14 protein-coding genes are annotated in these 13,440 nt (G+C 74.8%); 12 read left to right on the top strand and 2 right to left on the bottom strand.

Annotated features, from left to right (window positions below):
- The first annotated feature begins 510 nt into the window (after window positions 1-510).
- From FHX40_RS18135 to FHX40_RS18080, 12 genes are all read left to right on the top strand, one after another.
- On the top strand, window positions 511-1,209 hold the full coding sequence (locus tag FHX40_RS18135) for a hypothetical protein (protein WP_229789043.1): 699 nt from the start codon (window positions 511-513) through the stop codon (window positions 1,207-1,209).
- A complete protein-coding gene (locus FHX40_RS18130; RefSeq protein ID WP_229789041.1) occupies window positions 1,169-2,083 on the top strand; it encodes a hypothetical protein in 915 nt (304 codons plus the stop codon). The genes FHX40_RS18135 and FHX40_RS18130 overlap by 41 nt, the downstream gene beginning before the upstream one ends.
- The gene (locus tag FHX40_RS18125; RefSeq protein WP_142260727.1) at window positions 2,080-3,384 is read left to right on the top strand and encodes a TadA family conjugal transfer-associated ATPase; all 1,305 of its coding nucleotides are present in this window, start codon (window positions 2,080-2,082) and stop codon (window positions 3,382-3,384) included. Before FHX40_RS18130 ends, FHX40_RS18125 begins: the two co-directional genes overlap by 4 nt.
- Window positions 3,381-4,259, top strand: a complete 879-nt coding sequence (locus FHX40_RS18120; RefSeq protein WP_244941604.1) for a type II secretion system F family protein — start codon at window positions 3,381-3,383, stop codon at window positions 4,257-4,259. The genes FHX40_RS18125 and FHX40_RS18120 overlap by 4 nt, the downstream gene beginning before the upstream one ends.
- Window positions 4,252-5,172, top strand: coding sequence for a type II secretion system F family protein (locus FHX40_RS18115; protein WP_142260726.1), 921 nt, complete (start codon window positions 4,252-4,254; stop codon window positions 5,170-5,172). Before FHX40_RS18120 ends, FHX40_RS18115 begins: the two co-directional genes overlap by 8 nt.
- Entirely contained in the window at window positions 5,173-5,427 is a 255-nt protein-coding gene (locus FHX40_RS18110) for a Flp family type IVb pilin (RefSeq protein WP_142260725.1), read from the top strand.
- Window positions 5,393-5,887: a TadE/TadG family type IV pilus assembly protein gene (locus tag FHX40_RS18105; protein WP_229789037.1), complete on the top strand. Its 495-nt coding sequence runs from the start codon at window positions 5,393-5,395 to the stop codon at window positions 5,885-5,887. The genes FHX40_RS18110 and FHX40_RS18105 overlap by 35 nt, the downstream gene beginning before the upstream one ends.
- Window positions 5,884-6,306 carry a TadE/TadG family type IV pilus assembly protein gene (locus tag FHX40_RS18100; protein WP_229789035.1) on the top strand — a complete coding sequence of 141 codons (423 nt, stop codon included), beginning with the start codon at window positions 5,884-5,886 and terminating at the stop codon, window positions 6,304-6,306. Before FHX40_RS18105 ends, FHX40_RS18100 begins: the two co-directional genes overlap by 4 nt.
- Window positions 6,303-6,764 carry a pilus assembly protein TadG-related protein gene (locus FHX40_RS18095; protein ID WP_229789033.1) on the top strand — a complete coding sequence of 154 codons (462 nt, stop codon included), beginning with the start codon at window positions 6,303-6,305 and terminating at the stop codon, window positions 6,762-6,764. Before FHX40_RS18100 ends, FHX40_RS18095 begins: the two co-directional genes overlap by 4 nt.
- A gap of 144 nt (window positions 6,765-6,908) precedes the next feature.
- The gene (locus FHX40_RS18090) at window positions 6,909-9,902 is read left to right on the top strand and encodes a BTAD domain-containing putative transcriptional regulator (protein WP_142260724.1); all 2,994 of its coding nucleotides are present in this window, start codon (window positions 6,909-6,911) and stop codon (window positions 9,900-9,902) included.
- A gap of 45 nt (window positions 9,903-9,947) precedes the next feature.
- A complete protein-coding gene (locus tag FHX40_RS18085; protein ID WP_170198656.1) occupies window positions 9,948-10,676 on the top strand; it encodes a hypothetical protein in 729 nt (242 codons plus the stop codon).
- Window positions 10,673-11,692 (top strand): hypothetical protein, encoded by a 1,020-nt coding sequence (locus FHX40_RS18080; protein ID WP_142260722.1) that lies wholly within the window; start codon window positions 10,673-10,675, stop codon window positions 11,690-11,692. Before FHX40_RS18085 ends, FHX40_RS18080 begins: the two co-directional genes overlap by 4 nt.
- 41 nt (window positions 11,693-11,733) lie before the next feature.
- Here the strand turns inward: FHX40_RS18080 and FHX40_RS18075 are convergent, their stop codons facing one another.
- Together FHX40_RS18075 and FHX40_RS18070 are read right to left on the bottom strand one after the other, a co-directional pair.
- Complete coding sequence (locus FHX40_RS18075) at window positions 11,734-12,606, bottom strand: SAM-dependent methyltransferase (protein ID WP_229789031.1); 873 nt, start codon at window positions 12,604-12,606, stop codon at window positions 11,734-11,736.
- A 324-nt stretch (window positions 12,607-12,930) separates the two neighbouring features.
- Complete coding sequence (locus FHX40_RS18070; protein ID WP_142260720.1) at window positions 12,931-13,431, bottom strand: hypothetical protein; 501 nt, start codon at window positions 13,429-13,431, stop codon at window positions 12,931-12,933.
- Between the last annotated feature and the right edge of the window lie 9 nt (window positions 13,432-13,440).

Genomic DNA, 13,440 nt, shown 5'->3' with positions numbered 1-13,440 from the left:
TCTGTACGGTATGCAACCGTGGTCCCGTTGATCACGATTGTTGCCTCCTCGGAGCCGATCGGACTCCGCCATGTCAGCAGAGTCACGGGACCTGTGGAGCGGGTGGACGACGATCTGTGGATAACCGCCCGGATCAAGCCGGGCCTGTGGACAACCGGTCACGGTTCGCACGCTGACGTGGCATGATGTGGCGTGCCGCGGTCCGGAGGCGCGCGCTCACGCGAGCGGTAACAGAGTTAGTAAAGTTGTCGTAGTTATCGCAGTTAATCATGCCTTATGGTAATAAGCGGTGCTCTCCGGGCGCGGCACGGCTAAAATCGTGCAGCCCTGTTGACGGCGTCCGGCCATAACGGATAGGCATGGATCGTTGATTTCGCCCCGGCCAGGCAGGCCGATCCGCCCATAATGGCGTGAATTCCGAATCGGATACGCGTTACCCAGCTCCAAATCGAGGTTCGCCCACCTGCGCGGTGACCAGCCGCGACAACGCCCTTTTGGAGTCACGCACCCATGAGGACCAGCGAGAAGCCCGCGCGTGACGGCCGCCCCGCCGCCGGCCGCCCGGAGGCGAACGGCGGTCATCCCGGGCTGTCCGCGCCCGCGTCCCGAAGGCTCCCGATGCCACCCCGGGAGCGCAAGCCCGCCCTGGCGGCGCTCGCCGTGCTCCTCATCCTGGGCGGGGCGCTCGCCACCACGCTGCTGACGATGCGCGCCGGCGACCGCGTCTCCGCGATCAGAATCACCCGGCAGATCGCGGCCGGCCAGCCGATCGCCCTGTCCGCCATGGAAGAGGTGCAGGTCGCCGGGACCGGCGTCGAGTACGTGCCGTGGCGGCTGCGCGACCAGGTGGCCAAGACGTACGCCAAGGTGCCCCTCGTCCCCGGCACGCTGCTGATCCGGGGCATGACCACCTCCGCGAGCGAGGAGCTCGCCCCCGGCAAGGCGATCGTGGGCCTCGCCCTCAAGGCCGGGCAGATGCCCGCCGACCTCGCCGAGGGCGACCGCGTCCAGGTGATCCACGTACCGGCGCGGAGCGACGGCGCGAGCCGGGTCCTCGTGCAGAACGCCCTCGTCCACTCGATCGGCGCCGCCGGCCGGGGCGGTGGCGGCCTGGTGTCGATCATCGTGGACACCGCCGACTCGCCCACGGTCGCCCAGCACTCCTCCAGTGGCGAGATCGCCCTCGCCGTACTCCCCGGAGCGAGCTGAGGTGGGCCTCATCGCGCTCGCCGCCGACAAGGGCGCGCCCGGCGTCACCACCGCCGCCACCGCCCTCGGCGCCGTGTGGCCGCGTCCGGTGCTGGTCGCCGAGTGCGACCCCGCGGGCGGGGACCTCGTCTACCGCCTGCCGGGTGAGGACGGCCGCATGCTCAACCCGGACCGCGGCCTGCTCAGCCTCGGCGCCACCGCCCGGCGCGGGCTCCACCCCGAGCAGATCTACGCGCACACCCAACGCCTCGTCGGCGGCCTCGACGTGCTCACCGGCCTCACCCACGCCGAGCAGGCCGCCGGGCTCACCTGGCTGTGGGGCCCGCTCGGCCGGGCGTTCGCCGCGCTGCCGGAGGCCGACGTGCTCGCCGACTGCGGACGGCTCGGCGGTCACCCGCAGATCAACGACCTGATCGCCGAGGCCGACCTGGTGGTGCTGTTCACCCGGGCGAGCCTCGACCACGTCGCGCACCTGCGCGAGCGCCTCGCCCTGCTGCCGAGGGGCCCGGAGCGTGGCGTCGTGGTCATCGCCGACCCCCGGTCCTACCGCCAGGCGATCGACGAGGTGCGCCGGATCGTCACCGCCGCGAGCGACCGGGTCGCCTTCGTCGGCGGCCTCGCCCACGACCCCAAGGGCGCCGAGCTGCTGCGCGGCCAGTGGGGCGGCCGGCTCGACCGCAGCCTGCTCATCCGGACCGCCCGGGAACTCGCCGGGAGGCTCGTCGCCCGCGTGCCCGTCGCCCCCGGCACGGCCGCGCCCGCCGAACCCGCCGAACCCGCCGGACCCGCCGGGTCCGCGGCCCCGCAGTCCGTCCGGCCGGCCGCCGACGGGTCGGTCGTCCCCCGGCCCCGTCCGGCGAGGGAGGGCAGATGATCGATCACACCCTGGTGAAGCGGTTCCGCAAGGAGGTCGGCGACCGCCTGGCGCGCCAGCGCCGCATCGACCAGGCGAACGGTCTGCCGCCGATGACCGCCGAGGACGAGCGCCAGTTCGCCCGCGCGCTCATCGCCCAGGTGCTCGAGGAGCACGCGCGCGCCGAGATCGCGCAGGGCCGTACCCCGCCCACCGCGGAAGAGGAGGAGGCGCTGGCGTCGGCGGTGCACGCCGCGCTGTTCGGCGTCGGCCGGCTGCAGCCGCTGCTCGACGACCCCGAGATCGAGAACATCGACATCAACGGCTGCGACCGGGTGTTCATCGGCTACGCCGACGGGCGCGAGGTGATGGGCGAGCCGGTCGCCGACTCCGACGAGGAGCTGATCGAGCTCGTCCAGATCCTCGCCGCCTACTCGGGCCTGTCCAGCCGCCCGTTCGACACCGCCAACCCCCAGCTCGACCTGCGACTGCCGGACGGCTCCCGGCTGTCGGCGGTGATGGACGTCACGGCACGGCCCGCCCTGTCGATCCGCCGCGCCCGGCTCACCAAGGTGTTCCTGTCCGACCTGGTGGGGAACGGCACGCTCACCCCCGAGGTCGGCCGGTTCCTCTCCGCGGCGGTCGCCGCCCGCAAGAACATCATGATCGCCGGGTCGACGAACGCGGGGAAGACCACCCTGCTGCGCGCGCTGGCGAACGAGATCCCGCCGAACGAGCGGCTGATCACCGTGGAGCGCGCGCTCGAGCTCGGCCTCGACCAGTTCCCCGAGCTCCACCCCAACGTGGTCGCCTTCGAGGAGCGCCTGCCGAACTCCGAGGGGCAGGGCGCGATCAGCATGGCCGAGCTGGTCCGGCGGTCGCTGCGGATGAACCCGTCGCGGGTGATCGTCGGCGAGGTGCTCGGCGACGAGATCGTCACCATGCTCAACGCAATGACCCAGGGCAACGACGGATCGCTGTCGACGATCCACGCCAACTCGTCGATGGAGGTGTTCAACCGCATCGCCACCTACGCCCTGCAGGCCGAGGAGCGGCTGCCCATCGAGGCGACGCACATGCTCATCGCCGGGGCGATCGACTTCGTGGTGTTCATCGAGAAACGCAACGACTACGCGCGGGGCGGGCGGCTGCGGCGGTTCGTGTCGAGCATCCGCGAGGTGACCGGGTGCGACGGCCGGGTGCTGTCCAGCGAGGTGTTCGCGCCCGGCCCGGACGGCCGTGCCGTACCGCACGCGCCGATCTCCTGCATCGAGGAGCTCGCCGCGCACGGCTATGACCCGGCGCTGGAGGTGTGGAGGTGATCCCCGCCACGCTGTTCGACCCGCTCGTCATGCTCGCCGGCGCGGCGGTCGGCGGCGGGCTGTTCCTGCTCGGCCTCGCCCTGTACGGCCTGCCGCCGCGGCCGGCCCGGCCGGGGCGGCGGCGCGACCCGCGGCGGACGCTGGACGCCCTGTCCACCCGGGCGGCGGTGGCGACCGTCGCCGGCGGGCTCGTGCTCGTCGTCACCGGCTGGCCGGTGGCGGCGGCCGGTGCGGTGCTGCTCGTGCTCGCCTGGCGCGGCCTCGCCGGCGGCGCGGCCGAGGAACGCCTCGCGATGCGGAAGCTGGAGGCGCTCGCCGCGTGGACCGAGTCGCTGCGCGACACCATCGCCGGCGCGGCCGGGCTGGAGCAGGCGATCCCCGCCTCGGTGCGCGCGGCGGCCCCGACCCTCAGGCCCCACCTGCGCGCGCTCGTCGACCGGCTGCACACCCGTATGCCGCTGCCGGAGGCGCTGCGCGAGTTCGCCGACGAGCTCGACGACACCTCCGCCGACCTCGTGGTGGCCGCGCTCATCCTCAACTCCCGGCTGCGCGGCCCCGGCCTGCGCGAGGTGCTCTCCGCGCTCGCCGCCTCGGCCCGCGAGGAGCTCGACGTGCGCCGCAAGGTCGAGGCGGAACGCCGGGCCACCCGGCGCAGCGTGCAGATCGTGGTCGGGGCTGCCCTGCTCTTCGCGGCCCTGCTCGTGCTGTTCAACCCCTCGTACGTGAGCGAGTACGACGGCCTGCTCGGCCAGGCCGTGCTCGTGGTGGTGGCCGCCCTGTTCGGCGCTGGATTCGCGTGGATGCGGCGGCTCGCCCGGTTCGACAAGCCCGCCCGCCTGCTCGCGGGCCCGGCGACGAGGAGCGGCGATGGCTGAACCGGCGCTGTTCGGGGCGATGCTGGGCCTCGGGGTGTTCCTGCTGATCCGCGCTCTCTTCCCGGCGCGGCCCGGCCTCGTCGCCCGGATCGGCGCGCTCGACGCGGCCCGCGGCGAGGGCGGTTCCGGGCCGCGCACCCGGCTCGTCGCCACGGACGAGCGGCTCAGCGCGTTCCGGCGAGGCCTCGGCGAACGGCTCGCCCGGTTCTACGCCGCCCGCGGCTGGGAGGTGAGGTCGATCCGGGCCGACCTGGCGCTGCTCGGCCGCTCCTTCGAGGGCTTCCTCGCCACCAAGGCGCTGCTCGCCGCCTCCGGCCTGCTCTTCTCGCCGCTGCTGGCGGGCTGGCTGGCCCTGCTGGGCTGGGGCTTCTCCCCGCAGGTGCCGCTGTGGACCGCCGTGCTCGCGGCCGTCGTCTTCTTCTTCCTGCCCGACCTGCAGGTACGGCGCGACGCCGCGGCGCGCAGGCGCGACTTCCGGCACGCCGTGGGCGCCTTCCTCGACCTGGTCGCGATGAACCTGGCGGGCGGGCGGGGCGTGCCCGAGGCGCTGATGATGGCGGTCTCGGTCGGCGACGACGGCAACTGGGCGATGGCCCGCATCCGCGAGGCGCTCGGCAACGCCCGGATCGTCGGCATCACCCCGTGGCAGGCGCTCGGCCGCCTCGGCGACGAGATCGACGTCGACGAGCTGCGCGACCTGTCGGCCGCGCTCGCCCTCGTCGCCGACGACGGGGCGAAGGTGCGGGCGTCGCTCAGCGCCCGCGCCGCGACGCTGCGCCGCCGCGAGCTCGCCGAGATCGAGGGACAGGCGGGCGAGAGGTCCCAGTCGATGCTCGTCGCCCAGCTCCTGCTGTGCGCCGGGTTCCTGGTCTTCCTGAGTTTTCCGGCTGCGATGAAGATGTTGGGAGTCTAGATGTTCACCCCACCGCCGTGGTTGTCCTACCTGCTGATCCTGCTCAGCGTACGGCTCGACCGGGCGCGTAACGCCCCGTCCAAGGGGGCCTCCGCGGTCGAATGGGTGCTGATCACCGCGATCATCGCGGGCGTCGCGCTCGGCCTCGCCACTCTGATCCGGACCCTCGTCGAGGAGCGGCAGACCGAGATCGAGAACGCCTTCAACGGAGGAGGCAGCGGTGGCTACCGCTCCGGCGGCGACGCCGGCCGGTAGTCGTGCCACCGCCCCCGCCGCGGGCCGTACCGGCCCGGAGCGGGGCGACCGGGCGGGCGGCGACCGCGGCGCGACCGTGGTCGAGCTCGCCATGATCATGCCGGTCGTGCTCGCGATCGTGCTGCTCATCGTGCAGGTGGCCCTCTGGTTCCACGGCCGCCAGGTCGCGGACGCCGCCGCGCGGGAGGGGGCGCGCGTCGCGCGGGCGGGCGGCGAGACCGGCTGGGAGGACGACGCCGAGGCGAAGGCCGAGCAGATCGTGCGTTCGGTCGGCCCCCGCCTGCTCGCCGACGTCCGGGTGCGGGCCTGGGAGGAGGGCGACCTGCGCGGCGTCGAGGTGACCGGATCGGCGGTCCAGGTGATCCCGCTGCTGCCCGCGCTCACCTTCACCGTCACCTCCCGGTTCGGCGGGCCGGTCGAGTGCTTCCGCCCGGACGACGGCACGGAGGGGTGCGGATGACCGCGCCCGCCCGGTGCCGCCGCACACCGCCGGAGGCCCGCGAGCGGGGCTCGATGGCGGTGGAGACGGTGCTGCTCGCCCCGGTGTTCGTGCTCTTCCTGCTGTTCCTCGTCGGCGCCGGCCGGGTCGTCGAGGCGCAGGGGGAGGTGAACGGCGCGGCGCGGGACGCGGCCCGGGCGGCCTCGGTGCGGCGCACGTTCGCCGAGGCGCAGGCCGCCGCGCGACAGGCGGCCGAGGCGGCGCTCGGCCGGGACTGCGCGCCGCGGGTCGAGCTCGACGACGCCCGGTGGCGGCCGGGCGGCGCCGTGGTGGCGACCGTCACCTGCGAGCTCGACCTGGGCTTCCTCGGCTTCGGGGCGACCCGCGAGATGACCGGCAGAGCGGTGGTGCCGATCGAGCGGCTGCGGAGGGTGGAGTGAGCGCGCTCCGACCCGATCGGCGGGCCCGCGGCGGGCGGGACCGCGGCTCGATGGCGGTGTTCACCGTGGTCTTCGCCGCGGCGGTGTTCCTGCTCGCCGGGCTCCTCGTGGACGGCGGGGCCGCGATCAACGCCCGGCTGCGGGCGGCGGACATCGCCGAGCAGGGCGCCCGGGCCGCGGCCGACGAGATCGACGTCGACCGGCTGCACGAGACCGACCGGGTCGTGCTGCGCGGTGACGAGGACGCGGTGTGCCGCCGCGCCCAGGAGATCGTCGACGCCCAGGGCGAGGACGGCGCGCGCATGTCCCGCTGCGAGGTCGGCGCCACCGAGGTGACCGTGGCGGTGCGGGTGCGGTGGAGCGCGATGTTCCTCGCCGCGCTGGGCTTCGCGGGCGACGAGATGGAGGCGAGCGCCACCGCCGCGCCCGACGCCGGGGACGGGGGCGGGACGCCGTGACGCGCGGGGGAGCGGCGCGGTGGGCCGGAGCCGTGCGCCGGGACGGGCCGCCGCACGGGTCCGCCCGGGCCCGGGCGGTGATCGGCGCACGGAGGGCGCTGCGACGACGCTGAGACGACTCAGGGAGAACGGGGAGGAGACGCCATGGGCGCGCCATACAGGTCCGCGCCGCACCGAGGCGGGGCGCCGCCGGGCGATCGGCGGCCGGTGCGGATCCGGGCCGGGCGCTCGGCCGGGGACGTGCTCGCCGGGCTGGGGGCGCTGGTCCTGCTCGCCGCCCTGCTCGGCGGCGTCCCGTTCGCGCTGCTGCGGTACGCGGGCCCGCCGCTGACCGGGGAGCTGCTCAACCCGGACCTGCTCACCCGGCGCGTCGGCCCGGAGATGATCGTCGCGCTGCTGGTGCTGGTGGTCTGGCTCGCCTGGGCCCAGCTCGTCCTGTGCGTGATCGTCGAGGTGTACGCGGGCGTGCGCCGGGTCGGCATGCCCGCCCGGGTGCCGTTCGCGGGCGGCACCCAGGCCCTGGCGAACCGGCTCGTCTCGGCGGTCCTGCTGCTGTTCGCGGTCTCCACGGTGGCCGGGCCGATCATCGGCTCGGGATCGGCCGCGCCGCTCCGCCCCGCGGCGACCGCCGCCGCTGCCGAGGCGGGCAAGGAGGAGCGCGCTGCGCTCCAGCAGGTCCGGCCGCCGCTCGGCGCGCGCAAGGTCAGGAAGGTGTACGTGGTGCAGCCGCCGGAGGGGCGGCACCACGAGAGCCTGTGGGAGATCGCCGAGAAGTGTCTCGGCGACGGCCGCCGCTACCCCGAGATCTTCCGTCTCAACCGGGACAAGGTGCAGCCGGACGGGTCGCGGCTGCGCATGGCGGACCTGATCCGGCCCGGCTGGGTGCTCGAGATGCCGGACGACGCCGTCAACGTGCACGTCGTGCCCGCCGACCAGGATCCCGCCGAGACGCTGCGCAACCATCCCGGCAGGCCGGCCGAGAGCGACGGCCGCACCACCCACATCGACCCCGGCGGCTCGGCCGACGCCGCGGGCCGGTCGGTGCGCGGGGACGCGGCCGAGGCGGGCGGCGCGTCGGGCGGCGACGGTACGGCCGGGCGCGCGGACGCCGAGACCGGGCCGGGGGAACGTTCCGGCGAAAGGGCGGCCGAGCGGCCGGGCGACCGGCCGGGCGCGGGGAGCGGCACGCGCGCCGGAGCCGGGTCCGAGGCGGCGGCCAAGGCGCGGGCGGAGAAGGGAGCCACGGGGGCCGGCACCGAGGACGGCGCCGCGAACGACGCCGGGGAGGCCGCGAGCGGGGCCCGGGAGCCGTGGCCGGACCTGCTCGACTACCTCGCCACCGGCTCGCTCGTCGCGGCCGGGGTGCTCGCCGCGCTGGGGCGGCGGCGCCGGGAGCAGCTGTGGCACCGGGCGTTCGGCCACCGCATCCCCCGCCCGCAGGGCGACGCCGCCGAGGCCGAGGTCGCGCTGCGCCTCGGCTCCGACGCGCCCGGCAGCCGCCTGCTCGACCTCGGGCTGCGGCTGCTCGGCCGCCGGCTCGCCGAGGAGGGCCGCACCCCGCCCACGATCTACGCCGCCCACCTGTCCCGCTACGGCATCGACCTGTGGATCCACCCGCCCGAGCCGGACGCCCCCGAGCCGTGGACCGCGCTCGACGGCGGCCAGGTGTGGCGGCTCGCCGCGCACGAGGGCAGGCGCATCGACGAGCAGGCGCTCGCACACGTCGCCGCGCCGTACCCGGGGCTCGTCTCGCTCGGCACGAACGCCAGCGGCCGGATCATGGTCGACCTCGAGGCCGCGTACGGGCTCATCTCGGTGATCGGCGCCCACACCACCGAGGCGCTCGCCGCGCTCGCCGTCGAGCTCGCCACCAACCGCTGGTCCGACGGCATGCGCATCACCCTCGTCGGCTTCGGCGAGGAACTCACCATGATCGCCCCGGACCGGGTGCGCCACGTGAGCTCGCTCGCCGAGGCGCTGCCCGAGCTGGAGGCCCGGGCCGCCCACCTCCCCGGCCCCGGCGACGTGCTCACCGGCCGCATCGCCGCGAGCGCCACCGACCCGGCGTGGCCGCCGCACTACCTGCTGTCCGCGCTGCGGCCGGACGCCTACGAGGCGCGGCGGCTCGCCATGCTCGCCCGCGCGGGCATCCGCACCGCCGCCGGGTACGTGGTCGCGGGCGCGGTGCCGTACGCGGCGTGGACCTGGGCGATCGACGAGGACCGCACCGTGCGCGTGGACGCCCTCGGCCTGGAGGCGCGGGCGCAGCTGCTGCCCCGCCGCCACTACGACGCGGTCATCGACCTGTTCCGCACCGCACGGCGGGAGCAGGGCGAGCCGATCCCGGCGGCGAACGTGCCGCCGCCCGCCGGACCGGCCTCGATCGAGGTGCGCATCCTCGGCCCCATCGAGATCACCCCGGCGAGGCCGCTCGAGGAGGGCCGCGCCGACCTGGTGCACGAGATGCTCGTCTACCTCGCCACCCACCCCGGCGGCGTGCACCCGGTCGTGCTCGGCGGCATCCTGTGGCCGCGCGGGGTGCAGCAGTCGGTGCGGGACGCCACCTTCGAGCGGGTGGCCCGCTGGCTCGGCACCGACCGGACCGGCCGCCCGCACCTGTACACCGACGCCTCCGGCAGGCTCCGCCTCGGCCCGGAGGTGCAGACCGACTGGCAGATGTTCGTCGCGCTCACCCGGCGGGCCCGCGGCGACGGCCCCGACCAGGCCGCGCTGCTGGAGCAGGCGCTCGACCTGGTGCGCGGCCCGCTGCTCGCCGACCGCCCGGAGGGCCGGTACGCCTGGCTCGCCGCCGACGACCTCGAGTACGACGTCACCGCGGCCGTCGCCGACGCGGCGCTGCGGCTGTGCGAGATCCGGCTGGCGCAGGGCGACCCGGAACGCGCCGTGCGGGCGGTGCGGGCCGGGCTGCTGCTCGCCGCCGACGACGAGAACCTGTGGCGCGCGCTGCTGCGCGCCGTCCACGCCACCGGCGACACGGCGCGGCTGCGGGCCGTGGTCGACAGCCTCCACCGGCGGGCCGCCTCGCACCCGTACGGGATCGGCATGGCCCCGGAGACCGAGGCCCTCATCGACGAGCTGCTGCCCGCCTGGCGCCTGCACTCGCTGCCGTCGGCGTGACGAACGGGCACGAGAGAAAGGGGTACCGCAGTGCTCCGCCGAACCGTGGCAGGCCGGCCTCCGCACCCCGGCAGCCGCACCCGCCCGGTCCGTACCCGCCTGCGATGGACGGCTCTCGCCGCGACCGCTGCGCTGCTCGCCGCCGGCTGCGCGGCGGACGAGGAGGAGACGTTCGTCCCCGGAGACGGCCCGGCGCCGGGCGCGACCGCCACCGGGGACGCCGCCCCGAAGGCGTCGGCGGGCCCGTCCACACCGGCCGGGTCCGGGCCGCGGGTGGAGCGGGTGCGCTCCGCGCCCGGCATGGAGGTCGTCGTGGAGTGGCCCGGCGGCCTGTCCGCCGAGCACGCGGCCATGGTGCGGGCGTACCGCGACTACGTCACGAAGATCTGGGGCGCGATCGCGACGAGCGGCAAGGACCGCTCCTACCTGGAGACCCTCGAGGAGCCCGCGCGCTTCCACGGCTACGCGTGGGTGCGGGCGTACGCCGAGGGCGCGATGGCCGCCAAGGGCACGGTCCGCCTGTACGGCCTGCGGGTCGCCTCGGTGCAGGGCACCGGCGCCGAGGTGGACGCGTGCATCGACCGATCCGGGGTGCGGGTGACCGACGCCGCGACCGGCCGTGCCCTCGCCGACCAGCCCGACTGGACCAGGCCCGGGCAGGCCGTGCACTTCCAGGCGGCCGGGGTACGGCGCGGCGAGGACGGCGTCTGGCGGGTCACGGTGCTCCACTACGCCGAGCAGCCCGACGAGCGTGCGAAGGGGTGTCTGCGATGAGAGCGAACCCGCTGCGGCGTGCCGCGCTCGCGGCCGCCGCCCTGATCCCGCTGCCGGTCCTCCTCGGGTCGCCGGGGCCCGCGCACGCCGCCGCGCCCGACCCGGGGCGCGCCGGGTCCGGGGCCACCAGGCCGCCGGGCGTGACCGGGGAGGGCTTCCAGCGCGGCCGTACCGCCGGAGTGCAGTTGACGAACTCCCGCATCCGGCTGTCCGGCGACGGCCTGCGCCGCGGGAGGAGCGACGGCTACCGGCTGCGCCGCCCCTGCTGGTACGAGCCGTCGAAGACGCCCGAGGAGATGCTGAAGACCCAGGAGGCCCTGCGCCACTACTGGTTCCACCACACCCCGGGCGCCACCGAGGAGAAGTGGCAGCGATTCCTCGACCGGTTCCGCGAGCGCATCGGGCAGGACGGCATGTGGTGGCAGCCCGCGTACAACCACCTCGACCCGGACGCCCTGGCCTGCCGGTCGAAGCTGGAGGCCTTCCTGTTCGTGCCGAACGGCACCGTCCCGCAGGGCGGCGTCACCGTCCGCGAGCTCGTCGACGTGGCCCGCGCCGCGCTCACCGTGCCCGAGCCCCGGGTACGGCTCAGCCCGCGGACCAGGAGCTACGTGAACCTGCCCACCTGGGTGTGGCTGACCGACCCCGGCGGGGCCACCCGCTCGGTCACCGCGACCCTGCCCGGCGTGATGAGCGCCACCGTGACCGCGACCCGCACCCGGATCGAGATCGATCCCGGCACCACCTGGGACCGGGCCGAGGTGCGCGACGGGTGCGGCGGCACCGGACGCCCCTACACCAAGGGTGGCGAGTTCACCTGCGGGGTCCGCTACCTGCGCGCCTCGGCCGACCGGCCGCGCGGCGTGTACGAGCTCACCGTCACCACGCTGTGGCAGGTGAACGTCACCGCCACCCGGCCCGTCGGCCCGATCGGCTACGCGCCGGTCCGCGCCTCGGCCACGGTGGACGTTCCGGTGGGCGAGGTGCAGAGCACGGTCACCGGCGGCGCCTCCTGACCGGGCCTCCCGAGGGGGGCCGCCGCCGGGCCGGGCGTACCTCAGTTCTTCCGGGCGACGCCCGCGTAGATGCAGTGGTAGAGGTCGCGGTTGGGCGGCAGGATGCCGGCCACCGTCTCCGGGTCCTGGCGCCAGTCGAGCGGCGGCACCAGGCCCGGCTCGATCAGCTCCAGGTCGCCGAAGAAGCCCTGGATCTCCTCGGGGGTGCGGAACCGGCCGGTGCCGAGGTTCTCGGCGAACACCCGCTCGGACTCCACCGCGAGCCGGGACGCGCCCGGGTGCCGGTCGCCGGGGTTGCAGAAGTGCGAGATGGCGACGTGGCTGCCGGGGGCGAGGACCTCGTAGAACCGGGCGGCGAGGCCGGCCGGGTCGTCCTCGTCCTTCAGGTGGTGGAGGATCGCGACGAACAGCAGCCCGACGGGCTCGCGGAAGTCGATGAACTTCCGCACCTCGGGGTTCTCGAGGATCGACTCCGGCTCCCGGACGTCGGCCTGGACGACCGTGGTGGTCGTGTTGTCCGCGAGGATCGCCCGGCCGTGCACCAGCACGATCGGGTCGTTGTCCACGTACACGACCCGGATCGAGGGGTCGACCTCGTGGGCCACCTCGTGCACGTTCCCGACGGTGGGCAGGCCCGAGCCGATGTCGAGGAACTGCCGGATGCCCGCCTCCTGGGCCATGTAGGTCACCGCCCGCCGCAGGAAGGCGCGGTTCGCCTTGCCGTTGTACGGGGCCTCGGGGGCGATCTGCAGCATTTTCTGGGCGACCTCACGGTCGACGGCGAAGTTGTCCTTGCCGCCGATCATGAAGTCGTACACCCGGGCCACGCTCGGCTTGCTCGGATCGATTTCCGGGGGCACACGCTCGTTCTCGCGATTGCCGGCCCAGGCCCAGTTGCGCTTCTCCTCGGTCAACCTGACCCCTTCCGTCGGTGCCGCCCAAAGCGGCGCGATCGGAATGTTGATCATATCGTCAATTGCTCGCAATCGCCGTGATTTACGTCATGTGCCGATTTATCCATCCGTAATTCCTGAGGGCGATGATCCGATATCGGGGTCACAGGGCGTGAATATGCCTTGTCGTAATTGATGCGACCTTTGTCACGAGTACAATGGCATGCCGCATTTGTCCGAACGATATGAGGGCGCAGCCGCCCGCTCATCCGGCGATGGGGCGACCGGAGGAAACGCCCGGACGCTGGTCCGCGAGCGGGCGGGAGGTCCGGGATCGCGCCTGGCCTACGGGACGATCCAGGTGGTGGACACGTCCAGGCCGGAGCCGTTACGGCAGTGCAGCCGGAACGGCCCGGAGACGGCACCGCGCAGCACGAAGCGGCCGAGCCGGTCGGCGGGCGCGGTGAGGACGTCGCCGCCGAGGGTGTGGACGCGCACCTCGGCCGGGGTGGCGGGCAGGAGGCGCCCGGTCAGCGCGTCCGGGCGGATCTCCAGCTCGATCGTGAGCTCGGCGGCGACGAAGGTGAGCGCCCGCACGGCGTCCGGCGACCGGGCCGGTGAGGCCGCCCCGCCGGCGAGCGCGGAGTCGAAGGCGGGCCGGGCGACGCCGTGGCCGAGGCACAGCTCGGCGAGGTCGGCGTCCCAGGTGGCGAGATCGGGGTCGAGGTGGAGCTCGGTGATCGCCGCCTTCGCCGCCTCGATGAGATGCGGCGGGATGTGCTCGGCCGCCCGCAGATAGTCGGCGAGCAGCGCCAGCAGCTCCTCGTCGCTCCAGTCCTCAGGCACGGGGATGTC

The sequence above is a fragment of the Thermopolyspora flexuosa genome (genome assembly GCF_006716785.1).
GTDB lineage: Bacteria > Actinomycetota > Actinomycetes > Streptosporangiales > Streptosporangiaceae > Thermopolyspora > Thermopolyspora flexuosa.
Note: the sequence above shows the minus strand (reverse complement) of the source record. Positions and strands in the feature narration are given on the sequence as shown.